27 protein-coding genes, 1 tRNA gene and 1 pseudogene are annotated in these 26,208 nt (G+C 66.5%); 5 read left to right on the top strand and 24 right to left on the bottom strand.

Annotation, left to right across the window (positions count from 1 at the left end):
* Nucleotides 1-101 (bottom strand): annotated as a pseudogene (locus QMX81_RS09305) (LysR family transcriptional regulator); the annotation flags it as partial.
* A 140-nt stretch (nucleotides 102-241) separates the two neighbouring features.
* Here QMX81_RS09305 and QMX81_RS09300 point away from each other — a divergent pair.
* The gene (locus tag QMX81_RS09300) at nucleotides 242-943 is read left to right on the top strand and encodes a pirin family protein (protein ID WP_282260831.1); all 702 of its coding nucleotides are present in this window, start codon (nucleotides 242-244) and stop codon (nucleotides 941-943) included.
* A gap of 55 nt (nucleotides 944-998) precedes the next feature.
* Here the strand turns inward: QMX81_RS09300 and QMX81_RS09295 are convergent, their stop codons facing one another.
* The 3 genes from QMX81_RS09295 to QMX81_RS09285 all read right to left on the bottom strand — a co-directional run bounded on the left by QMX81_RS09295 (nucleotide 999) and on the right by QMX81_RS09285 (nucleotide 5,379).
* Nucleotides 999-3,137 carry a TonB-dependent siderophore receptor gene (locus QMX81_RS09295; RefSeq protein WP_282260836.1) on the bottom strand — a complete coding sequence of 713 codons (2,139 nt, stop codon included), beginning with the start codon at nucleotides 3,135-3,137 and terminating at the stop codon, nucleotides 999-1,001.
* 295 nt (nucleotides 3,138-3,432) lie between these two features.
* Complete coding sequence (locus tag QMX81_RS09290; protein ID WP_282260830.1) at nucleotides 3,433-4,581, bottom strand: aldo/keto reductase; 1,149 nt, start codon at nucleotides 4,579-4,581, stop codon at nucleotides 3,433-3,435.
* Between the two features lie 117 nt (nucleotides 4,582-4,698).
* The gene (locus QMX81_RS09285; protein WP_121041805.1) at nucleotides 4,699-5,379 is read right to left on the bottom strand and encodes an ankyrin repeat domain-containing protein; all 681 of its coding nucleotides are present in this window, start codon (nucleotides 5,377-5,379) and stop codon (nucleotides 4,699-4,701) included.
* Nucleotides 5,380-5,566: 187 nt separating this feature from the next.
* Here QMX81_RS09285 and QMX81_RS09280 point away from each other — a divergent pair, with 187 nt between their 5' ends.
* Nucleotides 5,567-5,944, top strand: a complete 378-nt coding sequence (locus QMX81_RS09280; protein WP_121041803.1) for a VOC family protein — start codon at nucleotides 5,567-5,569, stop codon at nucleotides 5,942-5,944.
* Between the two features lie 58 nt (nucleotides 5,945-6,002).
* Here the strand turns inward: QMX81_RS09280 and QMX81_RS09275 are convergent.
* The 16 genes from QMX81_RS09275 to rlmE all read right to left on the bottom strand — a co-directional run bounded on the left by QMX81_RS09275 (nucleotide 6,003) and on the right by rlmE (nucleotide 21,780).
* Nucleotides 6,003-6,095: transfer RNA gene (locus tag QMX81_RS09275), tRNA-Ser, on the bottom strand.
* An 81-nt stretch (nucleotides 6,096-6,176) separates the two neighbouring features.
* Nucleotides 6,177-6,380 (bottom strand): carbon storage regulator CsrA, encoded by a 204-nt coding sequence (gene csrA, locus QMX81_RS09270; RefSeq protein ID WP_019183311.1) that lies wholly within the window; start codon nucleotides 6,378-6,380, stop codon nucleotides 6,177-6,179.
* Nucleotides 6,381-6,525: 145 nt separating this feature from the next.
* Nucleotides 6,526-9,174, bottom strand: a complete 2,649-nt coding sequence (gene alaS / locus QMX81_RS09265) for an alanine--tRNA ligase (protein ID WP_282260824.1) — start codon at nucleotides 9,172-9,174, stop codon at nucleotides 6,526-6,528.
* A 107-nt stretch (nucleotides 9,175-9,281) separates the two neighbouring features.
* On the bottom strand, nucleotides 9,282-9,773 hold the full coding sequence (gene recX / locus QMX81_RS09260; RefSeq protein ID WP_282260822.1) for a recombination regulator RecX: 492 nt from the start codon (nucleotides 9,771-9,773) through the stop codon (nucleotides 9,282-9,284).
* A 110-nt stretch (nucleotides 9,774-9,883) separates the two neighbouring features.
* A complete protein-coding gene (gene recA / locus QMX81_RS09255) occupies nucleotides 9,884-10,924 on the bottom strand; it encodes a recombinase RecA (protein ID WP_121041797.1) in 1,041 nt (346 codons plus the stop codon).
* A 204-nt stretch (nucleotides 10,925-11,128) separates the two neighbouring features.
* The gene (gene lexA / locus QMX81_RS09250; RefSeq protein ID WP_121041795.1) at nucleotides 11,129-11,779 is read right to left on the bottom strand and encodes a transcriptional repressor LexA; all 651 of its coding nucleotides are present in this window, start codon (nucleotides 11,777-11,779) and stop codon (nucleotides 11,129-11,131) included.
* Between the two features lie 433 nt (nucleotides 11,780-12,212).
* Nucleotides 12,213-13,892, bottom strand: coding sequence for a 2-polyprenylphenol 6-hydroxylase (ubiB, locus tag QMX81_RS09245; RefSeq protein WP_282260819.1), 1,680 nt, complete (start codon nucleotides 13,890-13,892; stop codon nucleotides 12,213-12,215).
* Nucleotides 13,893-13,928: 36 nt separating this feature from the next.
* Nucleotides 13,929-14,423: a CinA family protein gene (locus QMX81_RS09240; protein ID WP_019183317.1), complete on the bottom strand. Its 495-nt coding sequence runs from the start codon at nucleotides 14,421-14,423 to the stop codon at nucleotides 13,929-13,931.
* Nucleotides 14,424-14,614: 191 nt separating this feature from the next.
* Complete coding sequence (gene hflX, locus QMX81_RS09235) at nucleotides 14,615-15,925, bottom strand: ribosome rescue GTPase HflX (RefSeq protein WP_121041791.1); 1,311 nt, start codon at nucleotides 15,923-15,925, stop codon at nucleotides 14,615-14,617.
* 26 nt (nucleotides 15,926-15,951) lie between these two features.
* On the bottom strand, nucleotides 15,952-16,233 hold the full coding sequence (hfq, locus tag QMX81_RS09230) for an RNA chaperone Hfq (protein WP_019183319.1): 282 nt from the start codon (nucleotides 16,231-16,233) through the stop codon (nucleotides 15,952-15,954).
* A gap of 107 nt (nucleotides 16,234-16,340) precedes the next feature.
* The gene (gene miaA / locus QMX81_RS09225) at nucleotides 16,341-17,294 is read right to left on the bottom strand and encodes a tRNA (adenosine(37)-N6)-dimethylallyltransferase MiaA (protein WP_282260817.1); all 954 of its coding nucleotides are present in this window, start codon (nucleotides 17,292-17,294) and stop codon (nucleotides 16,341-16,343) included.
* A complete protein-coding gene (gene folP / locus QMX81_RS09220) occupies nucleotides 17,294-18,193 on the bottom strand; it encodes a dihydropteroate synthase (RefSeq protein ID WP_282260815.1) in 900 nt (299 codons plus the stop codon). The genes miaA and folP overlap by 1 nt, the downstream gene beginning before the upstream one ends.
* 57 nt (nucleotides 18,194-18,250) lie before the next feature.
* A complete protein-coding gene (locus QMX81_RS09215; protein ID WP_282260813.1) occupies nucleotides 18,251-18,754 on the bottom strand; it encodes a hypothetical protein in 504 nt (167 codons plus the stop codon).
* Between the two features lie 107 nt (nucleotides 18,755-18,861).
* Nucleotides 18,862-19,047, bottom strand: a complete 186-nt coding sequence (locus tag QMX81_RS09210; protein ID WP_282260810.1) for a hypothetical protein — start codon at nucleotides 19,045-19,047, stop codon at nucleotides 18,862-18,864.
* 100 nt (nucleotides 19,048-19,147) lie between these two features.
* The gene (gene ftsH, locus QMX81_RS09205; protein ID WP_183073776.1) at nucleotides 19,148-21,094 is read right to left on the bottom strand and encodes an ATP-dependent zinc metalloprotease FtsH; all 1,947 of its coding nucleotides are present in this window, start codon (nucleotides 21,092-21,094) and stop codon (nucleotides 19,148-19,150) included.
* Between the two features lie 53 nt (nucleotides 21,095-21,147).
* A complete protein-coding gene (rlmE, locus tag QMX81_RS09200) occupies nucleotides 21,148-21,780 on the bottom strand; it encodes a 23S rRNA (uridine(2552)-2'-O)-methyltransferase RlmE (protein ID WP_121041780.1) in 633 nt (210 codons plus the stop codon).
* A 65-nt stretch (nucleotides 21,781-21,845) separates the two neighbouring features.
* On the opposite strand from rlmE, the gene yhbY reads away from it, so the two are divergent.
* Both yhbY and QMX81_RS09190 read left to right on the top strand, forming a co-directional pair.
* Nucleotides 21,846-22,151: a ribosome assembly RNA-binding protein YhbY gene (yhbY, locus tag QMX81_RS09195; RefSeq protein WP_019183325.1), complete on the top strand. Its 306-nt coding sequence runs from the start codon at nucleotides 21,846-21,848 to the stop codon at nucleotides 22,149-22,151.
* Between the two features lie 13 nt (nucleotides 22,152-22,164).
* Complete coding sequence (locus QMX81_RS09190; RefSeq protein WP_121041778.1) at nucleotides 22,165-22,539, top strand: Mth938-like domain-containing protein; 375 nt, start codon at nucleotides 22,165-22,167, stop codon at nucleotides 22,537-22,539.
* A 52-nt stretch (nucleotides 22,540-22,591) separates the two neighbouring features.
* Here QMX81_RS09190 and QMX81_RS09185 read toward each other — a convergent pair whose 3' ends face one another.
* Genes QMX81_RS09185 through surE form a run of 4 tightly spaced genes read right to left on the bottom strand, consistent with a single transcriptional unit; the run spans nucleotide 22,592 to nucleotide 25,455 of the window.
* Nucleotides 22,592-23,371: a peptidoglycan DD-metalloendopeptidase family protein gene (locus tag QMX81_RS09185; RefSeq protein ID WP_121041776.1), complete on the bottom strand. Its 780-nt coding sequence runs from the start codon at nucleotides 23,369-23,371 to the stop codon at nucleotides 22,592-22,594.
* Nucleotides 23,368-23,982: a YqaA family protein gene (locus QMX81_RS09180; RefSeq protein ID WP_121041774.1), complete on the bottom strand. Its 615-nt coding sequence runs from the start codon at nucleotides 23,980-23,982 to the stop codon at nucleotides 23,368-23,370. Before QMX81_RS09180 ends, QMX81_RS09185 begins: the two co-directional genes overlap by 4 nt.
* A gap of 19 nt (nucleotides 23,983-24,001) precedes the next feature.
* Nucleotides 24,002-24,679 carry a protein-L-isoaspartate(D-aspartate) O-methyltransferase gene (locus QMX81_RS09175; RefSeq protein WP_121041772.1) on the bottom strand — a complete coding sequence of 226 codons (678 nt, stop codon included), beginning with the start codon at nucleotides 24,677-24,679 and terminating at the stop codon, nucleotides 24,002-24,004.
* Nucleotides 24,676-25,455 (bottom strand): 5'/3'-nucleotidase SurE, encoded by a 780-nt coding sequence (surE, locus tag QMX81_RS09170; RefSeq protein ID WP_121041770.1) that lies wholly within the window; start codon nucleotides 25,453-25,455, stop codon nucleotides 24,676-24,678. Before surE ends, QMX81_RS09175 begins: the two co-directional genes overlap by 4 nt.
* Before the next feature lie 186 nt (nucleotides 25,456-25,641).
* On the opposite strand from surE, the gene QMX81_RS09165 reads away from it, so the two are divergent.
* The gene (locus QMX81_RS09165; protein ID WP_121041768.1) at nucleotides 25,642-26,181 is read left to right on the top strand and encodes a Smr/MutS family protein; all 540 of its coding nucleotides are present in this window, start codon (nucleotides 25,642-25,644) and stop codon (nucleotides 26,179-26,181) included.
* The last annotated feature ends 27 nt before the right edge of the window (nucleotides 26,182-26,208 follow it).

Here is a 26,208-nt window from a genome sequence, read left to right as displayed (position 1 = left end):
GGCGCGGGCACCTTGGGCAGGGCCTTGCCGGCCGGGGCGAACGAGCCGGGGCGGTCGATGGCATCCAGGATCTGCAGGGCGTCGAGGCTGAGCTTGAGCATTCGAATTTTTCGATGATGGCTTGCGAAACTATCCGTTTTTCAACGCACCGGAGCAAGCGGATACTGGCCGCAACAGGAAACGGAACGGCAGCTGCCGCCCCGGACCGCCATCGAAACCATCGAACACCGAGGAGATTCCCATGCTGCAGATCCGCAAGAGCAACACCCGTGGCAAGGCCGACCATGGCTGGCTGAACTCCATGCACACCTTCTCCTTCGCCAACTACTACGATCCGCGCTATGTCAGCTTCGGCCCGCTGCGGGTGATCAACGAAGACCGCGTGCAGGGCGGCCAGGGCTTTGGCACGCACAGCCACAGCAACATGGAGATCATCTCCTACGTGCTCGGCGGCGCGCTGGAGCACAAGGACTCGATGGGCACCGGCTCGGTGCTGCGCTACGGCGATGTGCAGCGGATGAGCGCCGGCAGCGGCGTCAGCCACAGCGAGTTCAACCACTCGGCCGACGAGCCGGTGCACTTCCTGCAGATCTGGCTGTTCCCCGATCAGGAGAACATCACCCCGAGCTACCAGGAAACGCATTTCGCGCCGGAAACCAAGCGCGGCCAGCTGCGCCTGATCGCCTCGCGCGATGGCCGTGACGGTTCGCTGCTGATCCACCAGGACGCCAACATCTACGCCACCATCCTGGACGGTGACGACCGCGTCCACCTGCCGCTGGCCCCGCGTCGCGGCGCCTATGTACAGGTGGCCCGCGGGCAGCTGCAGGTCAACGGCATCACACTGGAGACCGGCGATGCGCTGCAGGTCAGTGACGAGGCGCAGCTGACGCTGGAAAACGCCAACGACGCGGAAGTCATCGTGTTCGAGCTGGCGCTGTAAACATCCGGCCGCAAACGCAGACACCCCGGTTGCCCGGGGTGTCGTTGGTTTTGGATCAGAACCTGTAGTTGAGGGTCAGGCGCACGTTGCGCGGCTCGCCCCAGGTGTAGGTGCTGTACCAGCTGAAGATCGTGTAGTAGTGCTTGTCCAGCAGGTTGTTGACGTTGAGCGTCGCCGAGAGCTGGTCGTTGAACTGGTAACGCGCCATGGCATCGAGCAGCCAGTAGGGCTCGGTGCGGTGGATCTGGCTACCGCCGGTGGCCGGGTTGGTGATGGTGCCGAACGTGCTGCCCTGCCAGCGCGCACCCCCACCGACGCTCCAGCCATCGGCCGCGCCGGTGAGGCGATAACTGCTGTGCACGCTGAACTGATCTTCCGGCTCCAGCGTGGAGACCTTGGTGGACTGCTGGCGCGCGATCTTGTGCGCGTAGCCCCCCTGGATCTGCCAGCCCGGCGCGAGCTGACCGGACACTTCCAGCTCATAGCCCTTGGTGCGCACCCCCATCAGGCCTTCATAGGCGATCCCGCCGCTCGGCGTCCTGCCGCCGGTCGGCTGCGCGTAGTTGTCCTGCTCCAGCTGGAACACCGCCGCACTGGCATTGAGGCGACCGTCGTAGAACTCCGCCTTCAGGCCCGCTTCGTAGCTGCGCCCTTCCAGCGGATCCAGCACCCGGCCCTGCTCGTCCTGGTTGCCCTGCGGCTTGAAGATGGTGCTGTAGCTGGCGAACACGGAGAAGTTGCGGTTGAGGTCGTACACCACGCCGGCGTATGGCACGACCACGCCGCTCTCGTCGGTATCCGGAGATTTATAGTTGGCGATGCGGCTGCCGACGATCAGCTTGAGCGGATCGGCCAGGTCGAAGCGGCCCACCACATAGGCACCGCTTTCGCGGGTGACCTGGTTGTCACCGTAGCCCCACTGCCAGTCCGGCTCGGGCACATCGCCAGTCCAGGCGTAGTAGTTGGCGACGCTGCTCACGTAGCCCGGCTGCGGCGAGTAGCCGTTGTTGACCCAGCGCTTGCGCGACACGCTGCCACCGACGACCAGCTCATGCTGCCGGCCGAACCACTCGAACTTTCCGCTGACGTACAGATCGGCCGCGTTGCTGGTGGTCTTGCCGATGTACTGGCCCAGCCACATGCTCACGCCTTCCCCGGTGACCGGATCCGGGTTGCCACCGGCCGCCGCGCCCAGCGAGGCGTCATAGCCGTTGACCTGATGGTTGAGCTGCAGCTTGGCAACCCAGTCATTGGCGAAGGTGTGCTCCAGCGTGGCGAAGCCGGTGCGGGCGTACTGGCCCCAGCGGCTCCAGCGCGCGCCGTTGTTGAACGAGCGCGGCATGTCGTTGAAGTTGCCTGCACTGTCCAGCAGGGGAATGCCGCCCCAGCTGGAGCCTTCCGGGTCGCTGTCCTGGTAATCGGCACCGACGGTCAGCAGCGTGCTCTCGCCGAGGTCGGCTTCCAGGATGCCGTAGAACACCTCATTGCTGCGCTGGTAATGATCGACGTTGGAATGATTGTCCTGGTAGGCGCCCACGACGCGGCCGCGCACGCGCCCGCTCTCGGTGAGCGGCCCGCCGACATCGACTTCGGCGCGGTAGCTGTCCCAGGAACCGATGCCCAGCGTGGCACTGCCGGCCAGCTCGCGGGTAGGCTTTTTGCGCACCAGGTTGATGGTCGCGCCCGGGTCGCCCATGCCGGTCAGCAGGCCGGTGGCGCCCTTGAGCACTTCGATGCGGTCATAGATGGCCATGTCGCTGAGCGTGTTGCCCGCCGAGTAGGCCGAATCACGCGCCATCGGAATGCCGTCGTACTGGAAGTTCTGCACCGCAAAGCCGCGCGCGTAGTACTCGGTGCGCTCGCTGTCGTAGGTGACGATGCTCACGCCGGGCGTGACCTTCATGACGTCATCGATGCCATTGAGGCCGAAGTCGTTCATTTCCTGCCGCGTGATCACACTGATCGACTGCGGCGTCTGGCGCGGGCTGAGCACCAGGCGGGTGGCCGTGGCAATGGTGCCGGGCGTGTACGAATCGCTGCCCTCGGTCACGGTACCAAGCTGGTTGGCGGTGACCTGCACGGTCTGCAGGGTCTGCGCACCTTCCTTGGCAGGTGCGTCACCCGCCGGCGCCTCTTCGGCCTGCACGGCCGAGGCGGACAGGGCCAGGCCCAGCACGCAGGCCATCGCCTGCATCAACGGGGAGAACGCGGGAACAGCACGACGGCGACCCGAATGGATCGGGGCAACACGGAACGGAACGACGGACACGGCAATGCCTCCAGGCAGGAAGGGACTCCTCTGGCGGCGGCTGGAGGGAACGAATGGGCCGCATGATGCCGTATCCGGGTCTATCGCGAAAGACTATGGCGGAAATGACACCGAGCGGGGCCGTCCTGAAGACAGGTGACGCCCCCTCTACAGGCGGGGCGCCATCAGAGCCTCAGGGGGTGCCGATCAGGCCAAGCGATTCCCTGGTCCCGGAGCCGGCTCAGCCGCGCGGCACCGGCGCATCCGAAGCGATCAGCTTTTCCTGCTTCAGCTCGGCCCAGAACGCCGCGGGCACCGCCACGGACAGGGAGGCGACGTTGGCCAACACCTGTTCCGGCGTGCGCGCGCCCGGGATCACGGCCGAGACCACCTCCGGTGCATCGGCGAACTGCAGGGCGGCCGTGCGCATATCCACACCGTGGCGATCGCAGATGGCCTGCACCTTCGCGCGCTTTTCCGGCGCCCACGACGGCACCTTGCCGTCGTACAGATACCGGTCGCGCCCAGCCAGATAGCCGGCCAGCAGCGGCGAACCCACCACCACCGACGCACCGTGCGCGGCGATCTTCGGGAACGTGTCATGCAGCGCTTGGTCGTGATCCAACAGCGAGTACTGGCAGGCGAGCAGGAAGATGTCCGGGTCCGCCTCGGCGACCGCACGCAGGGCGGGCTCAGCGCGGTTCACCCCGAAGCCCCAGGCCTTGATCAGCCCCTCTTCGCGCATGCGCGTCAGCGCCGGCATCGCGCCTTTTGCAGCCTCGGCGAAGCGCTGCTCCCACGGCATGCCGAGGTCTTTCTCGTTGTCCGGCGACAGGTCATGGATGAAGACCACATCCAACTGCGACACACCCAAGCGGTTGAGGCTGTCCTCCACCGAGCGCCGTGTGCCGTCGGCGGAGTAGTCGTAGCGGTAATGGAACGGCGAGGGGTCCTTCCACATCACGTCCTGCAGCTCACCGGCGGTGGCCGTCAGGAGGCGGCCGACCTTGGTCGACAGCGTGTACTCACGCGCGGGATGGTTGTGCAGATGGTGGCCGTAACGGCGCTCACTCAGACCAAGCCCGTACCACGGCGACGTATCGAAATAGCGCACGCCCGCTGCAAAGGCGGCGGCGAGGGTGGCCTCGCTCTGCGCATCGGTCGCGGCCGCAAACCCATTGCCGATCGCGACACCGCCCAAGCCCAGGCGGGTCTGCGGACGGTAACGCCTGCCCTGCTGTGCGGGGTTGCCCGGCAAGGGCTTCGCCGAGGCCTGGCCGCGGGTGGGCAGGACGCTGCCCGGGCCGGCCGACTGCGCCATCAATGGGGCGGCGGCGAACGCGGCGGTGCCGGCGGCTGCAACGGAAAGGAAGTGGCGGCGTGCGTTCACGGCGACTCCTGTTTCTGCGGGGGAAGCGCACACCCTGGCAGAGCGGCGGTGCAGAGCATGCCTGTGCGGCGTCAACGCAGTGGCAACACCCCTCCGTTCGTTCCGGTTGCGCCTCGCTCAGCCCGGGCGTGCACCCGCCGCCAGAAGCAGTGTCTCCATCTGGCGGTAACCGCGCTGGCGTGCATGCTGCAGCGGGCTCACGCCCTCGCCGTCGGGCAGGTTCACGTCGGCCCCGGCCGCGATGAGCTGACGGACGATCTCCACATGTCGCGGGCCACCATCGGCCAGGATGATCGCCTCCAGCAGCGCGGTCCACTGCAAGTTGTTGACATGATCCACATCGACGCCGGCGGCGATCAGCGTCGCCACGGTCTCCACGTGCCCGCGTTCGGCCGCCGGAATGAGTGCAGTGCCCCCGTACCGGTTGGTGCTCTTCAGGTCGGCGCCAGCGCTCAGTGTCGCGCGCAGGATCTGAAGATGCCCTCGCGCCCCGGCGTACAGGTACGGGCTGTCCTGGATCGCATCCTTGGCATTGACGTCGGCACCGGCCTGGATCAGCGCAAGCGCGGCCTCCACGTGGTTGTGGTGGGTCGCGGCCAGCAACGGGGTCGCGTTGGCCGCGCCGCGCGCATCCACCTGTGCACCCTGCCCCAGCAGCGTGCGCACGGCTGCGGCGTCGCCCTTTTCCGCCGCCCGGTGCAGCCGCTCCTCCAACGATGCGGCACCGACCGGCATGACCATGCCCATCAGCATGCTCACCACCACCCAGCCACGCAGTGACCTCCGTCCCATCGACATGCTCCTGCTCCTTTCACGGGGGGCGCCTGGTGAGGCGCCGCTGCACCAGACCGTAGCCGAGCCGCCGCGTCGGCACCAATGAAGATTGGGGATCGACTGCATGCGCCATCCGAATGTGCCGACCCGCGCGCCGTCCGTCTGTTTCATGCGACGCTGCGCGCGACATTCGACACGGACACACATCACCATGCTGCATCACATTTCCTTGGGCGTGCGCGATCTTGCGCGTGCCGCCGCCTTCCACGATGCCGCGCTCGGCGCGCTGGGCATGCGCCGTGTTTTCGAAGACGACGAGGCCATCGGCTATGGGTATGTCGAGGACGCGGATCTGCTGTGCCTGAAACTGCGCGCCGACGCCTCGCCCCCGGGCACGGGTTTCCACCTGGCCTTCGGCGCACCTTCCCGTGAGGCAGTCGATGCGTTCCACCGCGATGCACTGGCGGTTGGCGGCACCTGCAACGGGGCGCCGGGGCTGCGCGAGGACTATGGCGATCACTACTACGCCGCCTTCCTGATTGATCCGGATGGGCATCGGATCGAAGCGGTCTGCAAGTCGATCGTTTGACCCGGATCGCACAAAGAAAAAGGCCTCCGTACTTGCGTACGAAGGCCTTTTCTACAACTGGCGGAGCGGGAGGGATTCGAACCCTCGATAGAGTTTTAAGCCCTATACTCCCTTAGCAGGGGAGCCCCTTCAGCCACTCGGGCACCGCTCCAGTGTTCTTGGTCCGCCGCTGCGATGAATCATCTCAGCGGGGGCGCGAATAATAACGTTTTCCGCGCCCTCAGGTAAAGCCTTAATCCGAAGAATTTTCACTTCCGGATGCATTCGGCTCATCGCCGCGCTGGATCCGCTGGTAAATCTCTTCGCGGTGCACGGCCACGTCCTTCGGAGCGGTGATACCGATACGCACCTGGTTGCCCTTGACGCCGAGCACGGTCACGCTGACCGAGTCACCGATCATCAGGGTTTCGCCTACACGGCGAGTCAGGATCAACATTTGTTCAAGTCTCCAGGGGAACCGGTGGTGGCATTTCCCCACCGGCTTGGCGCCCCGGCAAGAGCGCCCCACGACAACGGGAAAAGATTCGCCATAGTACCGTCAGGCCTCCCGACCCATCAAGGAGCAGGAGGCTTCAGGCTGTTCAGATACGGGGGGTGACCCAGTCGACGACGGCGGCCAGTGCAGAAGCAAGGGCGGGCCCGTCCTCACCACCACCCTGGGCGAGGTCCGGGCGGCCGCCGCCCTTGCCCCCGATCTGACTGGCGATATGGGCCAACAGTTCCCCGGCCTTTACCTTGCCCATTGCGCTGCCGTTCACGCCTGCGACCAGGGCCGCTTTGCCGTCCTGGGTGCCGGCCAGCACGATCACCGCATCGCCAAGCTGCTGCTTGAGCCGGTCGATCGCATCGCGCAGCGCCTTGGCATCGAAGCCTTCCAGGCGCGCGGCCAGGATCTTGATGCCGTTGACCTCGACCGCGGCGCCACCGAGATCGGCGGTCGCACCGGCAGCCTGCTTGGCCTTGAGCGCCTCGAGCTCGCGCTCCAGCTTCTTCTGCCGCTCGCCGAGCTGGCGGATCTTGTCGACCACGTCGCCGGCATTGCCGCCAAGCAGTGCCGCCGCTTCGCTCAGCTGGGCTTCTTCATGGGCCACGTAATCCAACGCGCCCTGCCCGGTGACTGCTTCGATACGACGCACGCCCGAAGACACACCGCCTTCGGCAGTGATCTTGAACAGGCCGATGTCGCCGGTGCGCGACACATGCGTACCGCCACACAGTTCGGTGGAGTAGTCGCCCATCTTCAGCACGCGCACGTGCTCGCCGTACTTCTCGCCGAACAGCGCCATCGCGCCGAAGTCGAGCGCTTCCTGCATGCCCATGGTGTGGACTTCAGCGGCGTTGTTGGCGCGCACCTGCTCGTTGACCTTGCGCTCGATGATCGCCAGGTCTTCGGCGCTGATCGGCGCGAAGTGCGAGAAATCGAAGCGCAGGCGATCAGGCGCGACCAGCGAACCCTTCTGCTGCACGTGGGTGCCCAGCACTTCGCGCAGGGCGGCATGCAGCAGGTGGGTGGCCGAGTGGTTGAGGATGGTCGCGCCACGGCGCTGGCCATCCACCTGACCGGACAGCACATCGCCGACCTTCAGGCTGCCCGCGGTGAGCTTGCCCACGTGCCCATGGAACTGGCCCGCGAACTTCTGGGTGTCGCTGACCTCTACCTGGACGCCGGCGCCGGACAGGATGCCGTTGTCGCCGACCTGGCCACCGGACTCGGCGTAGAACGGGGTCTGGTGGGTCAGCACGATGACGTCATCGCCAGCTTGGGCACTCTCCACCGGGCGGCCGTCCTTGAGGATGGCGACCACGGTGAGGTCGTCGGCCTGCAGGCGGTCATACCCGAGGAACACGGTCGGCTTGAGCGTGGCGACCAGATCGGCCGACAGGGTCACGCCGCCGCCGAACTTGCCGGCCGCGCGCGCGGTCTCGCGCTGGGTGTCCATCGCGGCGTTGAAGCCCTCGATGTCCACGGTCAGGTCACGCTCGCGCGCGATGTCCTGGGTGAGATCGAGCGGGAAGCCGTAGGTGTCGTACAGGCGGAACGCATCCACGCCCGGGATCACGCCGTTGCTGACCTTGGCGGCCACGTCGTCGAAGATCTTCATGCCCGAATCCAGCGTTTCCGCGAAACGCTCTTCTTCGGCCTGCAGGGCGCGCACAACCGTGTCGACCTGCGCCGGCAGTTCCGGATAGGCCACGCCCATCTGCTCGACCAGCGTCGGCACCAGCTTGCTGAAGAACGGCTGGCGCACCCCGAGCATCCAGCCATGGCGCAGGGCGCGGCGGATGATCCGGCGCAGCACGTAGCCGCGGCCTTCGTTGGACGGCAGTACGCCATCCACGATCAGGAACGAGCAGGCACGGATGTGATCGGCGATCACGCGCAGCGACTTGTTCTCCAGATCAGCCATGCCGGTCAGCTCGCTGGCCTTGCGGATCAGCGCCTGGAACAGGTCGATTTCGTAATTGGTGTGGACGTGCTGCAGGATCGCCGCCAGACGCTCCAGGCCCATGCCGGTATCCACGCACGGGGCCGGCAGCGGCACCAGGGTGCCGTCGGGCTGGCGGTCGAACTGCATGAAGACCAGGTTCCAGATCTCGATGAAGCGGTCGCCGTCTTCATCCGGCGAACCCGGGGGGCCACCGGCGATGTGGTCGCCATGGTCATAGAAGATTTCGGTACACGGGCCGCACGGGCCGGTTTCGGCCATCTGCCAGAAATTGTCCGACGCGAACGGCGCACCCTTGTTGTCGCCGATGCGCACGATCCGCTCTTCCGGGATACCGACCATGTCGCGCCACAGCGCGTAGGCCTCGTCATCGGTCTGGTACACGGTGACCAGCAGGCGCTCGGCCGGCAGCTTCCAGACCTGGGTCAGCAGCTCCCAGGCCCAGGCGATGGCGTCCTTCTTGAAGTAATCGCCGAACGACCAGTTGCCCAGCATCTCGAAGAAGGTGTGGTGGCGCGCGGTGTAGCCGACCTGGTCCAGATCGTTGTGCTTGCCACCGGCGCGCAGGCAGCGCTGGACGTCGGCCGCGCGCACGTAGCTGCGCTTCTCGGCGCCAAGGAACACGTCCTTGAACTGCACCATGCCGGAGTTGGTGAACAGCAGGGTCGGATCATTGCCCGGCACCAGGGGCGCCGACGGCACGATCGTGTGGCCTTTGCCCTTGAAGAACTCAAGGAAATCGCTGCGGATCTGGGAGGTAGTGAATTTGACGGATGCGTTCATGGGGGGCTGGCTTTGTGCGGGCCGGTCAGTCCCTGGCACGCAGCCCCAATGGCCGGGTGTCAACTGCAGGACCGCCGAAACCACAAAGGGTATCAGGCCCGGGCCGCTCAGTCCTCAGGGTCGTAACGGGTGGCCTGGCGGATGCTGTCGCCGGGGAACCCCCGGCGGGCCAGAAGATCGGCGGCTTTGCGCCGTGCAGGCAGTTCCTGCGGGCCAGCCTCGCCAAAACGGCGGCAGACCAGGTCGCGGGCATTCTCGGTCCAATCGCCTTCGAAGGTGTCCATGGCCGCAGCGATCTGGTCGCTGTCCAGGCCATGCGTGCCCAGTTCGGCGCGGATGTGGATCGGCCCATAGCCGGTGTTGGCCCGGATCCGGACCAGGTTCTCGGCAAAGCGCGTGTCATCCTGCCAGCCGGCCTCGGCCAGCTTGCTGACCGCGGCTTCGGCGGCCTCGTGCTCGATACCACGGGCCTGCAGCTTGCGGGTCAGCTCTTTGCGCGAATGCTCGCGGCGCACCAGCAGCCCCAACGCCCGCTGGACCGGCGTCTGTTCCTGGACACGGCGCTTGCGCCGGGGTGCGGGGGCTTCGGAGTCTTGCATGGCAGTGGTCCATTACAGTGCGCCGTCCTTGGCGCCATCCCGTCGGGGATTCTTGAAGCTGCAGGCCAGGGCGAGCGTCACTGACGGCGCTGCCCTGCCCTGCAGGAAACTCACTCGGCGTCGTCTTCGGCCTCGTCGCCGCCTTCACGCACCGCTTCTTCCGGCTGGAACTTCTCGCGCAGTTCGGCTTCCAGGCGCTGGGCAATCTGCGGGTTGTCGCGCAGGTAGCCGCGGGCGTTGTCCTTGCCCTGGCCGATGCGTTCTTCGCCGTAGCTGTACCAGGCGCCGGCCTTCTCGACCAGCTTGGCTTCCACGCCCATGTCGATCAGTTCGCCTTCGCGGCTGATGCCTTCGCCGTACAGGATCTCGGTGATGACCTGCTTGAACGGGGGCGCCAGCTTGTTCTTGACCACCTTGATCTTGGTCTGGTTGCCGATGATCTCGTCACCCTTCTTGATCGCGCCGATACGGCGGATGTCCAGGCGGACCGAGGCGTAGAACTTCAGCGCGTTGCCGCCGGTGGTCACTTCCGGGCTCTGGCCCGGCATCATCACGCCGATCTTGTGGCGCAGCTGGTTGATGAAGACCACCAGGGTGTTGGAGCGCTTGATGTTGCCGGTCAGCTTGCGCAGCGCCTGGCTCATCAGACGGGCCTGCAGGCCCGGCAGCTGGTCGCCCATTTCGCCTTCGATTTCGGCCTTCGGGGTCAGTGCGGCGACCGAGTCGATCACCACGATGTCCACCGAGCTGGAGCGCACCAGCATGTCGGCGATTTCCAGCGCCTGTTCACCGGTATCGGGCTGCGAGAGCAGCAGGTCATCCACGTTGACGCCCAGCTTGGCGGCGTAGATCGGATCCAGCGCGTGCTCGGCATCGATGAAGGCCGCGGTACCGCCCTTCTTCTGGCATTCGGCGATCGCCTGCAGGGTCAGGGTGGTCTTGCCCGAGGATTCCGGACCGTAGATCTCCACGACGCGGCCCTTGGGCAGGCCACCGATACCGAGGGCGATATCCAGCATCAGCGAACCGGTGGGGATGACCTCGACCGCTTCGACGACACGGTCGCCCATGCGCATCACGGCGCCCTTGCCGAACTGCTTTTCGATCTGGCTCAGCGCGGCGGTGAGGGCGCGCTTTTTGTTTTCGTCCATCGGAGTGGTCCTTGCAGAGGTCGTATCGGTGGAGGTGCTGTCTTTGGAAGTCTTCTTGGCCATGGGTTCACTTTAAGGCTGGCGTATCGCACGGGCTGAGATTCTGCCCAGCGTTCGGAAAAAAATTATCGGACATCCGTACCAACCTCAGCAAAACCAGAGATGTGCCACAAAAGACCGCGCGTGATTCAAGGGGGAACAGGGTCAGCGGTTGGGCCGCAGCAACCCGCAATAGAGGCCTTCGATGGCGAAGTCCTGGTCGGGCAGCACTTCGATCGGCTTGTAATCGGGGTTGCGCGGCAACAGGCGGATCCGGTCCTTGCCCATCTTCAGCAGCTTGACCGTGATCTCGTCATCGATGCGGGCCACCACGATCTGGCCGGAGCGGGCGTCGCGGGTGCGGTGCACCCCGATCAGGTCGCCGTCGAAGATGCCTTCGTCGATCATCGAGTCGCCCTGCACTTTCAGCAGGTAGTCCGGCGCGGGCGAGAAGAACACCCGGTCGAGCACCACGAAGTCGTCCGAGCCGATATCCGCGCCGATCGGCAGACCGGCCGCGACCCGGCCCAGCACCGGCAGGCGCAGGACGTGGTCCGGCAACGCCGAGGCGGGCAGCGATTCGGGCAGGCCGTTCTGCAGCGCCGGTGCCTGGACCAGCCGGATGCCGCGGGCCTGGCCCGGGATGCGACGGATCGCCCCGGCCTGCTCCAGCGCTTCCAGATGGTACTGGGCGGCCCGGACGCCCTTGAAGCCGAACGCACGGGCGATTTCCGTCTGCGACGGCGGTGCGCCATCGGTCTCTATACGCTCGGCGATCAACTGCAGGATCGCCTGCTGGGTATCGGTCAGGTCCATGGTTAGTAGTATTACTACTAACGATGCGGGCACGCAAGTGCCCGCAGAGGAAGAACAGATAGAAGAAGGGTGGTCCACGCCCAACCGAAGCCGCCAGCAACACCTGTAGCCACCGACCGTTGGTCGGTGACCGCGCGAACGCGCGGCAATGCCTGGCGGTGCGGGCGCGTGCCGCTTGAGGCCGTCTCTCCGGCGTTTACCCGCTGTAATCCTCTGGGTCAGGCGTTACTGGGCGCCGGATGAAGCGCAGCCCCGCATGGTACCGGGGGCAAGCAGTGACGGGCAGGTGCAGCCATGCATGGCGTGGCCCTACCCCGGGCAAGCAGTGACGGGCCGGTCAGGAAGGAGCGTCCGACCAACGGTCGGACCTACACGTAATCCCCCGCTTACGCGGGAGATTCCGGGGATCCTTCGGATCCCAGCGGCAGGAACCCTATGGGTTCTTGCCGCTGCGCCAGATCGAGAACAGGATCCACACGCCACAGAAGCCGGCACCGATGAAGCCGGCCACGCCGAGCGCAAGCAACCAGCGGCTGGAGATGCCGCCGACGCTGTGCATGACGATCGAGGAGCCGATGATCAGCGCGGCGGTCACGATACCCATGACCAGCCGGTTGGCGGCACGGTTGACCTGGTCGCCGAAGCCCTGCAGCGCGGTGGTTTCGATCTTGAGCTGGAGCCGGCCGCGGCGCGCCATCTGCAGCAGCCTACGCACGTCGCGCGGCAGGTCGCCGACCAGGTCCATCACCCCGACCAGGCTGCGCTTGCCGCGCTTGAGCATCGCGCCGGGCGAGTAGCGCTGCCACATCACCCGCTCCAGATACGGGCGCGCGGCGCTGGCCATGTCGAACTGCGGGTCGAGCTGGCGGCCCATGCCTTCCAGGGTGAGGAAGGTCTTGATCATCAGCGCCAGATCGGCCGGCAGGGTCAGCGCGTACTGGCGCAGCAACTGGGTGATGTTGCCCAGCATCAGGCCCATGTGCAGGTCTTTCAACGGCACCCCGCGGTACTGGTCCACGAAGGTGCTGATGTCCTGCTGCAGCCGCGACTCGTCCACCTCCACGCCACCGGCCCAGTCCAGCAGCACGTCGGCCACCTGCTCCGGCTCCTGGGTGACCAGGCCGTGCAGCAGCTGGGCGACCTGGAAACGGCGCTGCTCGGAGATCGCGCCGACCATGCCGAAATCGATCACGCCGATGCGGCCGTCGCGCAGGTAGATGATGTTGCCCGGGTGCGGATCAGCGTGGAAACAGCCGTCCTCCAGCACCATCTTCAGCACGATGCGCGCACCGGTGCGGGCCAGCAGCACGCGGTCCAGACCGGCCGCATCGACACCGGCCAGATCGCGACCGGGAATGCCGTCCACGAAGTCCTGCACGTTGAGGCTCTCGCACGTCCACTGCCAGTGCACGTTGGGTATCAGGATGTCGTCGCGGCCCTGGAAGTTGCGCGCGATGCGCTCGGCATTGCGGCATTCGGCGGCAAAATCCAGCTCGCGGCGCAGCGACACCTGGAACTGCTGCACCACCTCGGCCGGGCGATACCGCTGCAGGTCGGGCAAGCGCGCTTCCACGATCTCGGCCAGCCGCGCCAGCAGGCGCAGGTCGGCTTCGATCACCTCGCGGATGCCCGGACGACGGATCTTCAGCACCACGGCGGTGCCGTCATGCAGGGTTGCGCGGTGCGCCTGCGCCAGCGAGGCCGCGGCCATGGGCGTTTCATCGAGCCACGCGAACACCTCGGTGGCCGGCTCGCCGAGATCGCGTTCGAGCTGCTCACGCACCTGCGCATATGGCAGCGCGGGCACGGCATTCTGCAGTTCGGAAAATTCCGCGATCCAGTCCGGTGGGAACAGATCCACGCGGGTGGCCAGCACCTGGCCGAGTTTGACGAAGGTGGGGCCCAGGTCTTCCATCGCGCGGCGCACGCGCACCGGCGCGGTCATCCGCAGCATCTGCTGGGTATCGTTCCAGTGCAACAGGCGGCCAGCGCGTTCGAGCACATCGGCCAGACCGATGCGGCGCACAAGGTCGCCGAAGCCATAGCGGATCAGGACCGACGCGATTTCCTGCAATCGCCCCAGGTCACGCACGGTACCCAGCGTTTCCCACATCGGCCCACTCTCCTGTCAGCACACCCAGTCAGGATGTCACAACAGCGGGAAGATTCCCGTCAGCGCCTGCTGCACGGTCTGCCGCCGTATGGCTTCGCGGTCGCCGTCGAACTGGAACAGCTGCGCACGCGCGTAGCCGCCACGGCCCTTCCAGCCGATCCACACGCTGCCGACCGGCTTGTCCTCGCTGCCACCGCCCGGCCCGGCAATGCCGGTCACCGCCACGGCGATGCCGGCACCGGAATTGATCAGCGCACCGGAGACCATTTCCAGCACGGTCTCGCGGCTGACCGCGCCGAACTGTTCCAGCGTCTGTGCACGCACGCCGAGCAGGCGTTGTTTGGCTTCGTAGCTGTAGACCACCATGCCGCAATCGAAGAACGCCGAGGAGCCGGCGATATCCGTCATCGCCTTGGCGATCCAGCCGCCACTGCAGCTCTCGGCGGTGACCAGCTGCAGCGAGGCCTGCTGCAGGCGCTGGCCCACGTCACTGGCGAGGGCGCCCAGCTCGGCGTCGGAAGGAACGGTCATGGGGAATCCTGGATCAACGGGGGACGAACGCCCCCTGTTTTAGCCGAAATCGCGCGTGGTGTCGTGTGTCGCCGGGCGCGACGGAGGGTCGCACGCCCCCAAGATTATGCGAGCCGGCCAGCGGCCGGCACGCCCCGTCGCGCAGCCGCGCCGGGAGGCTGATGGAGCGCCGGCCAGCGGCCGGCACCCCCTCACCACTCCGGAAGCTTCTCCGGGAGCATCGCGCGGATCGGTTCGCCGCCCTCGCCGGCCGCCAGCTTCTCGGCCTCGGCGATCGGGATCTCGACCTGCAGCAGCCAACCGTCTTCGTCGGTGGTTTCGCTGCGCACGACTTCCAGCTGATGCAGGCGCGAACGCAGGCGGCCAGCACTCGGCGCCAACCGAAGCTCGCCACTGATGTGCTGCAGGCCCAGCCGCTTGCCCAGCACGGACTGCAACAGCGGCAGGCCAACGTTGTCGCGGGCGGAAATCCAGACCCGCTCGCGGCGCGCGTTGTCGGGGATGCCGTCCTGGCCATCGTGACGCACGTCGGCCCCGTCGATCCGATCGATCTTGTTGAACACCAGCAACTGCGGCAGATCGCCCGCGCCGATGGCGGTCAGCACTTCATCCACCTGTGCGATGCGCTCCTCACGGTGCGGATCGGCCGCATCGACGAGGTGCAGCAGGAAGTCCGCTTCGCGGGCTTCGGACAAGGTGGACCGGAACGCGGCCACCAGATCGTGCGGCAGGTCCCGGACGAAGCCGACGGTATCGGCAAGCACCACGCTGCCGCCCGGCAGCGCGATGCGGCGCACGGTCGGGTCCAGCGTGGCGAACAACTGGTCTGCGGCATACGCCTCGGCACCGGTCAATGCGTTGAACAGGGTCGACTTGCCGGCGTTGGTGTAGCCCACCAGGGCCACCCGCGGCAGCTCGCTGCGCAGGCGGGCACGACGCATCTGGGTGCGCTGCACTTCCACCTTTTCCAGCTTCTTCTGCAGCTGCTCCACCCGCTTCTGCAGCAGGCGGCGATCGGTTTCCAGCTGGGTTTCACCCGGGCCGCGCAGACCGATGGAACCGCCGCGCTGGCGCTCCAGATGGGTCCAGCCGCGGATCAGCCGCGTGGACATGTGGCGCAGCTGCGCCAGCTCGACCTGCAGCTTGCCTTCGTGGCTGCGCGCACGCTGGGCGAAGATATCCAGGATCAGCCCGGTGCGGTCGATCACGCGCCGCTCCAGGAACCGTTCCAGGTTGCGCTCCTGCCCCGGCGACAGCGCATGGTTGACCAGGATCAGGTCGGCGCCGGTGGCATCGGCCGCGGCCTTGACCTCGTCCAGCTTGCCGCTGCCGATCAGGATCGACGGATTGGGCCGATCGATGCGCGCGGTCAACGTGGCCGCGATGCTGGCCCCGGCAGAGCGGGCCAGATCGGTGAACTCTTCAAGCACGTCATCTTCGAGCCGGCCGGCATGCGGCTGGATCAGGAGTGCGTGTTCGCCTCGCTTGGAACGGTCAAACACGCAGTTCTCCAGAATTTTTCACGCAGTCACTCAACGTCGTCATCACCTTGGACGCCCTCGGCGCCATCATTGGATTGCACATAACCACCTCCGGGCCCGACCTTCACGTTGCGCGCCGGCACCACGGTCGAGATGGCGTGCTTGTACACCATCTGGCTCACCGTATTACGCAGCAGCACCACGAACTGGTCGAACGATTCAATCGTTCCCTGCAGCTTGATGCCATTGACCAGATACACCGACACCGGCACACGTTCGCGCCGAAGTGCATTCAGAAACGGATCCTGCAGCGATTGCCCCTTGGACATTGCACACTCCTGATTATTGTTTTTATGGTCTTCCGGCAGTTGCCACGGCCCCCGCCGCCCGCCGGAACCCTTGATGGTACACGGGGTGGGCGGGTGAAGGCGTGGACTCAGCGTGCGACGAAGGTCGACACCGCATCCGCCAGGGAAGCCCTGTCTAGATGGGGATCGAACCAGCGCGCATCAAGCTCCCCGCGCAGCCAGGTCAGCTGGCGCTTGGCCAGCTGGCGGGTGGCCTGGATGCCGCGTTCACGGAAGTTCTCCGCCGTCCCCTGCCCGTCCAGATACGCCCAGGCCTGCCGGTAGCCCACCGCCCGCACGGCCGGCAGATCCAGCGGCGCGGCCACCTCGGCCATCGCCGGCAGGGCCCGCAGCGCGCGGACTTCGTCAAGGAAGCCGTGATCCAGCATCGTGTCGAAACGGGTTTCGATGCGCTGGTGCAGCACCGTGCGCTCGCGCGGCGCGAGGATCAGTTTGAGCGCCCGAACCGGCAGCCGGTCCACGCCGGGCAACTTCTGCCATTCGCTGATCGGGGTACCGGTCAGCCGATGGACTTCCAGCGCCCGCTGGATGCGCTGCGGGTCGGTGGCGTGAATGCGCTTTGCCGCTGCCGGATCGATGCCGGCCAGTTGGCCATGCATCGCCGCCCAGCCCTGCTCGGCCGCCTCAGCGGCAATCTGCGCGCGCACCGCCGGATCGGCTTCGGGCATCGGCGACAGGCCCTGCAGCAGGGCGCGGAAATACAGCCCGGTGCCACCGGCCAGGATCGGCATGCGGCCGCGCGCGATGATGTCGCGGACGGCACGCGCCGCGTCGCTGGCGAACTCCGCCGCCGAATAGGTCTGCCACGGGTCGCGCACATCTAGCAGATGGTGCGGCGCCTGCGCGCGCTCGGCCGCATCGGGTTTGGCCGAGCCGATATCCAGCCCGCGGTAGACCAGGGCGGAATCGACGCTCACGATTTCGCCGTCCAGCTGCTGGGCCAGCGCGATCGCGGTGGCGGTCTTGCCCGAGGCGGTCGGGCCCATCACCGCGATCGCCAGCGGGCGCTGATCGACGGCCATCAGTCCTCGTCCGGCCAGCGCGGCATCGCCGGTGCGGCCGACACCCGCGGCATCGGCACCGCATCGACCGCCGCCCATACCTTCAAGGCGTCCACCGTGGCGGCGACATCGTGCACGCGCAGCAGCATCGCGCCACGCTGCGCCGCGATCAGGTGCGCGGCGACGGAACCGGCCACGCGGTCACGCGGCTGCTCACGACCGGTCAGTTCACCGATGCTGCGCTTGCGCGACAGGCCGGCCAGCATCGGCACGCCCAGCTCGAGGAAACGGCCCGAGCGTGCGAGCAGGATCATGTTGTGTTCGGTGGTCTTGCCGAAACCGAAGCCCAGATCGATGATCAGGTGCTTCTTGGCGACGCCGGCCATCTCGGCCTGGAACATGCGCTCGGTCAGGAAGCGATGCACCTCGGCGACCACGTCATCGTAGTGCGGGGTGTCCTGCATGCTGCCGGGCTCGCCCTGCATGTGCATCAGCACCACCGGCACGCCGAGTTCGGCGGCGGCGTCCAGCGCACCGGGCTGGCGCAACGCATGGATGTCATTGATCAGGCCGGCACCGGCGGCGACCGCGGCGCGCATCACCTCGGGCTTGAAGGTGTCGATGCTGATCGGCACGGTGGTTTCGCGTGCCAGCCGCTCGATCACCGGGATGACCCGGCGCAGTTCTTCATCCAGCGGTACCGGCGCACTGCCGGGCCGGGTCGACTCGCCGCCGATGTCGAGCAGGTCGGCGCCCTCGGCCACCAGCTGCAGGCCGTGCGCGACCGCGGCCTCCACGCTGTCGTGGTCACCGCCGTCGGAGAACGAATCCGGGGTGACGTTGACGATGCCCATGACCCGCGGGCGATCCAGCCGCAGCAGGCGGCCGCCGCAATCGAGCTGGGGGGAGATATCGAACATGGGCAGATCCACGAAGTACGCCAGCGCGTAGTTTACGCTGGCGCACCGGACCGGCCGTCAGAGGTCGCCGAGGCGGGCCCCATCGACCGGCTTGGCCAGCCAGATCGCCAGATCGTTGCCGATCGCATTGACCGTGCGCTCGAGCACATCGCACGAGCCCTTGAAGCCGGCAAACGCGCCACCGCGCGACACGCGGCGTGCGGTGACCGTGGCCACCTGCTGGCCGTTCTCGAACAGCACGCCGCGCACGGCAGCGGACTTGAAGTGGCCGGTGAACGCATTGCCGGCGCTCTGCGCCTCCACCAGTTCCAGCTTCAACGCGTGTCCGCTGCCGGTGTTCACCGGATCACTGCTGAAGACGATGGTGTTGCCATGCGCCGGCGCATTCTTGCCCAGCGCGGTCGCCAGCTGCGCGCCCATCCGGCACTCGGCCTTGATGTTCTCGGCGATGATCGCCGCGTCGTTGAACGGCACCGGATCCTGCACGTGGATCTCGGCGGCCATGAGCGGCGTGGCACAGCACAGCAGCGCAGCAACCGCTACGCGCATCGAATGACGCATGAACATCCCCCTGGAAAGTGTGTCGGCCGATCCCCCGGCCATGCCCGGCCGCAGCATGCGGCGCGGGCACGCGCATCGTGCCCACTGCCGGCGGCGCGCGCAAGCACTCAGCGCTGGCGGCGCTTGCGCTCCACGTACACGGTCTTGGCGATGCTCATCAGCACACCGACCGCGATGCCGACGCCGGCGCCGAGCAGGAAGTTGTCGCGGGTCAGGCCGATGGCCACGCCAATGACCGTGGCGATCACCATTTCAGTGGTGTGCGAGATCGGCTGCGGCGGGGGTGCGGACATGGCGACTCCAGAACGGGAACGAAAACGGACCGTCATTATGACTTGCCCGAAACGACGAAGGCCGGGTTTCCCCGGCCTTCGTCACTTACGTGGGCAACACTCAGATCTGCTCGGCAGGACCGGCGATCGGCGCGACCGGACGGGCATCGCCGCCCTTGTCGTTGTTGTTGCCGCCATCCTTGTTGCTGGGGGACTTGTCCCAGCCCATCGGCGGCGGCGGATCACGGCCTTCCATCACGGCATTGATCTGCGGCGCATCGATGGTCTCGTACTGCAGCAGCAGTTGGGACATCGTGTGCAGCTTGTCGAGGTTGGCGGTCAGCAGTTCGGTGGTACGGGCGTACGCCTTGTCCAGGATGCTGCGGACGACTTCGTCGATGCGGCGCGCGGTGTCATCCGACACGCTCTTGTGCTGCGTCACCGAACGGCCGAGGAACACTTCATCGTCCTCTTCACCGTAGGCGATCGGGCCGAGTTCGTCGGACAGGCCCCACTTGGTGACCATGTTGCGGGCCATCTTGGTGGCGCGCTCGATATCGTTGGAGGCGCCGGTGGTGACCTTGTCGGTGCCGAAGATCAGTTCTTCGGCAACGCGGCCGCCGTACAGCGAACACAGCTGCGATTCGATCGCCACCCGGTTCATCGAGTACTTGTCGCCTTCGGGAAGGTACATCGTCACACCCAGCGCGCGACCGCGGGGAATGATGGTGACCTTGTAGACCGGATCGTGCTCGGGCACCAGGCGACCGACGATGGCGTGGCCGGCTTCGTGGTAGGCGGTGAGCGTCTTTTCTTCTTCGCTCATCGCCATCGAACGGCGTTCGGCACCCATCAGGATCTTGTCGCGGGCACGGTCGAAGTGGTCCATGCGGACTTCCTTCTCACCGCCGCGCGCGGCGAACAGTGCTGCTTCGTTGGCCAGGTTGGCCAGGTCCGCACCGGAGAAGCCCGGGGTGCCGCGCGCGATCACCATCGGCTCGACATCGTCGGCCAGCGGCAGCTTGCGCATATGCACCTTGAGGATCTGCTCGCGGCCCTTGACGTCCGGCAGGCCGACCACGACCTGGCGGTCGAAACGGCCCGGGCGCAGCAGCGCCGGATCCAGCACGTCGGGACGGTTGGTGGCGGCGATGACGATCACGCCCTCGCCTCCCTCGAAGCCGTCCATTTCGACCAGCAGCTGGTTCAGGGTCTGCTCGCGCTCGTCGTGACCGCCGCCCAGACCGGCACCACGGTGACGACCGACAGCGTCGATTTCATCGATGAAGATGATGCACGGTGCCTGCTTCTTGGCCTGCTCGAACATGTCGCGCACGCGGCTGGCGCCGACGCCGACGAACATTTCCACGAAGTCCGAACCGGAGATCGAGAAGAACGGCACCTTGGCCTCGCCAGCAATGGCGCGGGCCAGCAGCGTCTTGCCGGTACCCGGCGGACCCACCATCAGCACGCCGCGCGGAATCTTGCCGCCCAGCTTGGTGAACTTGGTGGGGTCGCGCAGGAAGTCGACCAGTTCGCCGACTTCTTCCTTGGCCTCGTCGCACCCGGCAACGTCGGCGAAGGTGACCTTGATCTGGTCTTCGCCCTGCAGCTTGGCGCGCGACTTGCCGAAGGACATCGCGCCCTTGGCCCCGCCGCCACCGCCCTGCATCTGGCGCATGATGAAGATCCAGAAGCCGATGATCAGGATCACCGGGAGGAAGTTCATCAGGATCGCGCCCAGCGAGATGCCGCTGGAGGGCTCCTCCTGGACGATTTCCACGTTCTTGCCGCGCAGCACGTTGATCAGGTCGCGATCGAACGGGGCGGTGATGGTGGCCGACTGGCCGCCACGGGTGGTGTAGGAAATCTGATTGGTGCCGCCACGCATGTCCCCGCTGAAGGTCACCTTCTGGACATTGCCGCTGTCCACCTGGTCCAGGAACTGCGAGTACGTCGCGCCCTGTGCGCCGGCTCCGCTGCTCTTCGGCGAGAAGCTCTGGAAGACCACCATCAGCACGACGGCGACGACCACCCATAGCAGGAGGTTCTTGGTCAAGTCGTTCATCCTCATTGGCTCCGGTGTTCCTCTAATTCCTGACGCGATTCGTATGGTTGAGCTTACTTGATCTGCGCGCGTTTTCCCTGCCCCAAGGCGTACACCTCGGGCGAGCGCTTCCGGGAGGCTTCAGGCTTGCGGATCACTACTTTGTCGTACCGGCGGCGCATTTCGCGCACGTAGTCGTCAAAGCCCACGCCCTGGAACAGCTTGATCAGGAACGCGCCACCGGGCTTGAGATGGTTGTCGGCAAAATCCAACGCCAACTCCGCCAGGTGCATCATCCGCGGTTGGTCCACCGCATCCATTCCACTCTTATTGGGGGCCATATCCGAGAGCACAAGGTCTACCGGCTGATCCCCCAGCATGGCTTCGAACTCCGATAGGACGGCTTGTTCCCTGAAGTCACCGTGAAGGAACTCCACGCCGGCCAGCGGCGGCATCTCCAGGATGTCCAAGGCCAGCACCCGGCCGGTATCGCCGATCTGGCGGCGGACCTGCTGGGACCAGCCACCCGGGGCGGCGCCCAGATCGACCACGACCATGTGCGGCTTCAGCAGCCGATCGCGCTGCAGCAACTCCTCCAGCTTGTAGGCCGCACGCGAGCGCATGCCCTCGGCCTGGGCCTTCTTCACGAAGGGGTCGGCGAAGTGCTCTTTCAACCAGCGTTGACTGCTTTTGCTACGGGTTGCCATTGAGATGCGGGTCGGATGGGGAGGTCATGATACCCTGATCGCCCCAGTTAACCGCTTGTTCCTGAATGGCTATCGCCCTGACTTCTTCCCAAACCCGTTTCCTCCGCGGCCACGCGCATGATCTGAAAGCCCTGCTCCAGATCGGCGGCAAGGGGGTGACACCGGCCTTCCTGGCTGAACTGGAAGAGGTGCTGGAGCGCCACGAGCTGATCAAGGTCAAGGTTGCCGCCGAAGACCGCGAGGCCCGTGACGCCCTCATCGCCGAGCTGGTCAGTGCCAGCGAAAGCGCGCTGGTGCAGCGTATCGGCCACGTGGCCGTGCTGTACCGCCCGAGCAAGGAACAGCGCCAGATCGTCCTGCCGCGCGGCTGATTCCGGAACGCTTATGCAGCTGAGCCACGAAATCCCCGACTACGCCTATGCCCTGCGCGCCGCCGATGGCCGCAGTGCGAAAGTGAATGACCGGACCCTGGCCGCCAGTTTCATCCTGGCTCCGGACACGCTGATCGAAGCGTGGCCGGTGGCCGATATTGCCTTGCTGACCCCGGAAGACCTGCAGCCGGTGCTGGCGCTGAACCCCGCGCTGGTGGTGCTGGGTACGGGCGATACCCAGGTGTTCCCGCCGGCGGCAGTCATGGCCGCCTGCCTGACCCGTGGGATCGGCCTGGAAGTGATGAACAACCCGGCGGCGGCGCGAACCTTCAACATCCTCGCCAGCGAGGGGCGCAAGGTGGCCGCGGCGTTCATCCTGAAGGGGTGAGACCGGGATTTCCGTTCAGAAAAGGCCGCCCTTGAGGCGGCCTTTTTCGTGCTTACTTCGGCGGCAGGTACAGCAGCGGGTCGACCGGCTTGCCGTTGTAGCGGATCTCGAAGTGCAGCATGTCGCGTGCGGCGCCGGTGCGGCCCATCTCCGCGATCTGCTCGCCGGCCTTCACGCTCTGGCCTTCATTGACCAGGCGCTTGCGGTTGTGACCATACGCCGACAACCACTGGTCGCTGTGCTTGATGATGATCAACTCACCGAAACCGACCAGGCCGGCACCGGAGTACACCACCACGCCGGCGGCCGTCGCCCGGACCGGCTGGCCACTGGTGCCGGCAATGTCCACGCCCTGCTTGGTCGCTTCACCGGCGACGAAGCGCCCGACGATCGCGCCATCGGCCGGCCAGCGCCAGCTGATGTTGCTCTTGATCGCCGTGGTCGGCGCCGGCGTAGCGGCCGGCGCTGTGCCACCCGGGCGCGGCGCGGTCACCACGGTGGTCGGGGCGCGGCCCGGGCTGCCGCCGCTGCCGCCCGGGTACAGGCGCAGCGACTGCCCCGGATAGATCGTGTACGGCTCGGCCAACCCGTTCCAGGCGGCCAGATCGCGCGGGGTGATGTTGTGGATGCGGGCCAGCGCATACAGCGTGTCGCCACGGCGGACGACGGCGGTCTGGCCGGGTTTGGCCACCGAGCTCTGCGGCGTGCTGTGGGCCACACCGCCCGAGCCCGAGGGCCGCACCACGGTGGCGGTGCCACAGGCGCTCAGCGCCGACACCACCAGCAGCAGCGCGCCGCTGCGCACTCCCTTGCTCAAACGATCAGCACTCATGCGAACTTCGCTCTCCATACAAGCCAGGCCACCAGCACGACCACCAACGCGGTCGCGATCCAGCCCAGCGGTTCAATCCAACGGCGCAGCGCAGCTTCCGCGCGCGGCCCGCCAATACGAATGACCGCCGCCAGCACGTACACGCGCTTGCCACGGCCGATCAACATGCTCAGGAAATACTGCGGCAACGGCACGCCGACGATACCCGATGCCCATGTGAAGACCTTCATCGGGATCGGCATGAAGCCGCCCAGCACCAGGAAGGTGAACACCGCCCAGGGCGACTCGGCCATCTTGGCCTGCACGATGGCGATGCCACCTTCGATGCTGGTCAACATGCCCAGCGCGGCGAACACCGGCTTGAGCGCTTCGAAGGCGAAGTGGCCCAGCGCATAGCCGACCAGCGCACCGGCCATCGAACCGGCCAGGCTGAGCGTGGCGAACCACCAGCCGCGCTTGGGCTGGGCCACGCACATCGGGGCGAGCATCACCTCGGGCATCACCGGGAAGATGATCGCCTCGATGAAGCTCAACACCGTCAGATAGGTCGGGGCGCGCTCATGCGCGGCCCACTTCATTGCCCGCTCGTACAGCGGACCAAAAATCTTCATGACGCAACGCTCCTTGGAATCAGTCCAGCATGCCAGACAGCAGCGGTACGAACGTGACCGGTGCCAGTACCTGCTGTTCAACACTGCCGTCATCGCGACGGGTCAACTGGATCAGCGACTGCGCGCCCGGGCCGCCGACCGGCGCGACCAGGCGGCCACCCACGGCAAGCTGTTCGACCAGTGCGTCCACCAGCGCCGGTGCGGCCGCGGTCACCACGATCGCATCGTAAGGACCGTGTTCGGCCCAGCCGATGCGGCCATCATCATGTTTGCTGCGGATGTTCATGCCCAGCGCACGGAAGCGCTTGCGCGCCTGGCGCAGCAGATCGCCGATACGCTCGACCGTGTACACCTCCAGCCCGATCGCGCCCAGCACGGCGGCCTGGTAGCCCGAGCCGGTGCCGACTTCCAGCACTTTCTTCGGCGCTGACTGCAGCACCGCTTCGGTCATGCGCGCGACCACCCAGGGCTGGGAAATGGTCTGCCCGTGCCCGATCGGCAGCGCGGTGTCTTCGTAGGCACGCGACGCCAGCGCTTCATCGATGAACAGATGGCGCGGCACCACACGGATGGCATTGAGGGTGGCTTCGTCGGCGATGCCGGCATCGCGCAGGCGATCCACCAGGCGATCGCGGACCCGCTGCGAGGTCATGCCGATGCCGACGGCTTCGGGCTGCAGGCGCAGGCGCGGGGTCATGCCGGCCGGTCCAGCGCGTCGGTCAACCCGGCAACCCAGCTGGCCACTTTCTCCAATGCCTGGTAACGGGTGAGATCGACCTGGATCGGGGTGATCGAGATGTAGCCGTTGCGGACCGCGTGGAAATCGGTGCCGGGGCCGGAATCCTGCTCGCGCCCGGCCGGGCCGATCCAGAACACCTCATTGCCGCGCGGATCGCGCTGGGCAATGCAGCCTTCGGCGCGGTGGCGGTTGCCCAGGCGGGTCACTTCGAACCCACGGACCTCGCTCCACGGCAGATCCGGCACGTTGACGTTGAGGATGGTGTCGGCGGGCAGCGGGTCGGCCTTGAGCCGGGTCACGATCTCGACCGCGGCGCGGGCGGCGGTATCGAAGTTGCGCGGCTCGTGGTTGTGCGTGACCAGCGACATCGCCACTGCGGGCAGGCCGAGGAAGCGCCCTTCCATCGCCGCCGAGACGGTACCGGAGTAGATGACGTCGTCGCCGAGATTGGCGGCGTTGTTGATGCCCGATACCACCATGTCCGGTTCGTACTCGAGCATGCCGGTCAAGGCCAGATGCACGCAGTCGGTCGGGGTGCCGGCCACCGAGCAGGTGTAGTGGTCGATGCGCTTCATGCGGATCGGCAGGTCCAGGGTCAGCGAATTGCTGGCGCCGGAGCGATCACGATCGGGGGCGACCACGGTCACTTCATGACCGGCGTCACGTAAACCCGTGGCGAGCATCTTGATGCCCGGTGCATCGACACCGTCGTCGTTGCTGACCAGAATCCGCATCTGCGATTTAACCGCTTGATTTTTCAAGACTTCGATTCCATCACTTCCCACTGTTGGCGGCGGTGGCCGTGCCCCTTCCGGAGCATGACGACCGCGCAAGTGCGTCCGCTATTGTGCCGCAAGCGGACAGATCGTCCTACCCCGATAACGGTAGGCATCGCCCTCCCCGCCCATTAGGCTGTACGCATGTCACATCCTGAAGACGAAGATCCTGCCGCGTTGTTCCGCGCCGCCATCGGCGAGGTCAAACCGCTGCGCAAGGTGGTCACGCCGCCGCCGGCCACGCCACGGCCGAAGCCGCGCGCGCGGATGGCCGAGCAGGATGAACAGGACGCCCGCGGTGAATTCGCCCGGCTGCTGCGCGACAGCAGCCCCCTGGAGGCTGGGGATACGGCCAGCTACCGGCGCGAGAACCTGCCGCCGCGGATGTTCCAGCGACTCAAGCGCGGCCAGTACTCCGTGCAGGACGAACTGGACCTGCATGGTGCAACCGTGGCCCAGGCCGAGGCGCTGGTCCGGCAGTTCCTGGTGGAAGCGCATGCCCATGAGTACGGCTGCGTGCGCATCATCCACGGCAAGGGGCTGCAATCCGATGGCGGCGCGCCGGTGTTGAAGAATCTGGTCGATCGCCTGCTGCGGCTGCGCAACGACGTGCTGGCGTTTCATTCCGCGCCCGCCGGCCAAGGTGGGACGGGCGCGGTACTGGTGCTGCTGGCAAACCGGTAGCCACCCGCACACCTGCATGGCGTGGCT

This window comes from Stenotrophomonas sp. PS02301 (genome assembly GCF_029959485.1).
Lineage (GTDB): Bacteria > Pseudomonadota > Gammaproteobacteria > Xanthomonadales > Xanthomonadaceae > Stenotrophomonas > Stenotrophomonas maltophilia_Z.
Note: the sequence above shows the minus strand (reverse complement) of the source record. Positions and strands in the feature narration are given on the sequence as shown.

Coding starts and splice junctions, on each gene's coding strand:
- QMX81_RS09300 (WP_282260831.1), top strand. CDS start 242: ATGCTGCAGATCCGCAAGAGCAACACCCGTGGCAAGGCCGACCATGGC.
- QMX81_RS09295 (WP_282260836.1), bottom strand. CDS start 3,137: ATGCAGGCGATGGCCTGCGTGCTGGGCCTGGCCCTGTCCGCCTCGGCC.
- QMX81_RS09285 (WP_121041805.1), bottom strand. CDS start 5,379: ATGTCGATGGGACGGAGGTCACTGCGTGGCTGGGTGGTGGTGAGCATG.
- QMX81_RS09280 (WP_121041803.1), top strand. CDS start 5,567: ATGCTGCATCACATTTCCTTGGGCGTGCGCGATCTTGCGCGTGCCGCC.
- csrA (WP_019183311.1), bottom strand. CDS start 6,380: ATGTTGATCCTGACTCGCCGTGTAGGCGAAACCCTGATGATCGGTGAC.
- alaS (WP_282260824.1), bottom strand. CDS start 9,174: ATGAACGCATCCGTCAAATTCACTACCTCCCAGATCCGCAGCGATTTC.
- recX (WP_282260822.1), bottom strand. CDS start 9,773: ATGCAAGACTCCGAAGCCCCCGCACCCCGGCGCAAGCGCCGTGTCCAG.
- recA (WP_121041797.1), bottom strand. CDS start 10,924: ATGGACGAAAACAAAAAGCGCGCCCTCACCGCCGCGCTGAGCCAGATC.
- lexA (WP_121041795.1), bottom strand. CDS start 11,779: ATGGACCTGACCGATACCCAGCAGGCGATCCTGCAGTTGATCGCCGAG.
- ubiB (WP_282260819.1), bottom strand. CDS start 13,892: ATGTGGGAAACGCTGGGTACCGTGCGTGACCTGGGGCGATTGCAGGAA.
- QMX81_RS09240 (WP_019183317.1), bottom strand. CDS start 14,423: ATGACCGTTCCTTCCGACGCCGAGCTGGGCGCCCTCGCCAGTGACGTG.
- hfq (WP_019183319.1), bottom strand. CDS start 16,233: ATGTCCAAGGGGCAATCGCTGCAGGATCCGTTTCTGAATGCACTTCGG.
- miaA (WP_282260817.1), bottom strand. CDS start 17,294: ATGGCCGTCGATCAGCGCCCGCTGGCGATCGCGGTGATGGGCCCGACC.
- folP (WP_282260815.1), bottom strand. CDS start 18,193: ATGTTCGATATCTCCCCCCAGCTCGATTGCGGCGGCCGCCTGCTGCGG.
- QMX81_RS09215 (WP_282260813.1), bottom strand. CDS start 18,754: ATGCGTCATTCGATGCGCGTAGCGGTTGCTGCGCTGCTGTGCTGTGCC.
- QMX81_RS09210 (WP_282260810.1), bottom strand. CDS start 19,047: ATGTCCGCACCCCCGCCGCAGCCGATCTCGCACACCACTGAAATGGTG.
- ftsH (WP_183073776.1), bottom strand. CDS start 21,094: ATGAACGACTTGACCAAGAACCTCCTGCTATGGGTGGTCGTCGCCGTC.
- rlmE (WP_121041780.1), bottom strand. CDS start 21,780: ATGGCAACCCGTAGCAAAAGCAGTCAACGCTGGTTGAAAGAGCACTTC.
- yhbY (WP_019183325.1), top strand. CDS start 21,846: ATGGCTATCGCCCTGACTTCTTCCCAAACCCGTTTCCTCCGCGGCCAC.
- QMX81_RS09190 (WP_121041778.1), top strand. CDS start 22,165: ATGCAGCTGAGCCACGAAATCCCCGACTACGCCTATGCCCTGCGCGCC.
- QMX81_RS09185 (WP_121041776.1), bottom strand. CDS start 23,371: ATGAGTGCTGATCGTTTGAGCAAGGGAGTGCGCAGCGGCGCGCTGCTG.
- QMX81_RS09180 (WP_121041774.1), bottom strand. CDS start 23,982: ATGAAGATTTTTGGTCCGCTGTACGAGCGGGCAATGAAGTGGGCCGCG.
- QMX81_RS09175 (WP_121041772.1), bottom strand. CDS start 24,679: ATGACCCCGCGCCTGCGCCTGCAGCCCGAAGCCGTCGGCATCGGCATG.
- surE (WP_121041770.1), bottom strand. CDS start 25,455: ATGCGGATTCTGGTCAGCAACGACGACGGTGTCGATGCACCGGGCATC.
- QMX81_RS09165 (WP_121041768.1), top strand. CDS start 25,642: ATGTCACATCCTGAAGACGAAGATCCTGCCGCGTTGTTCCGCGCCGCC.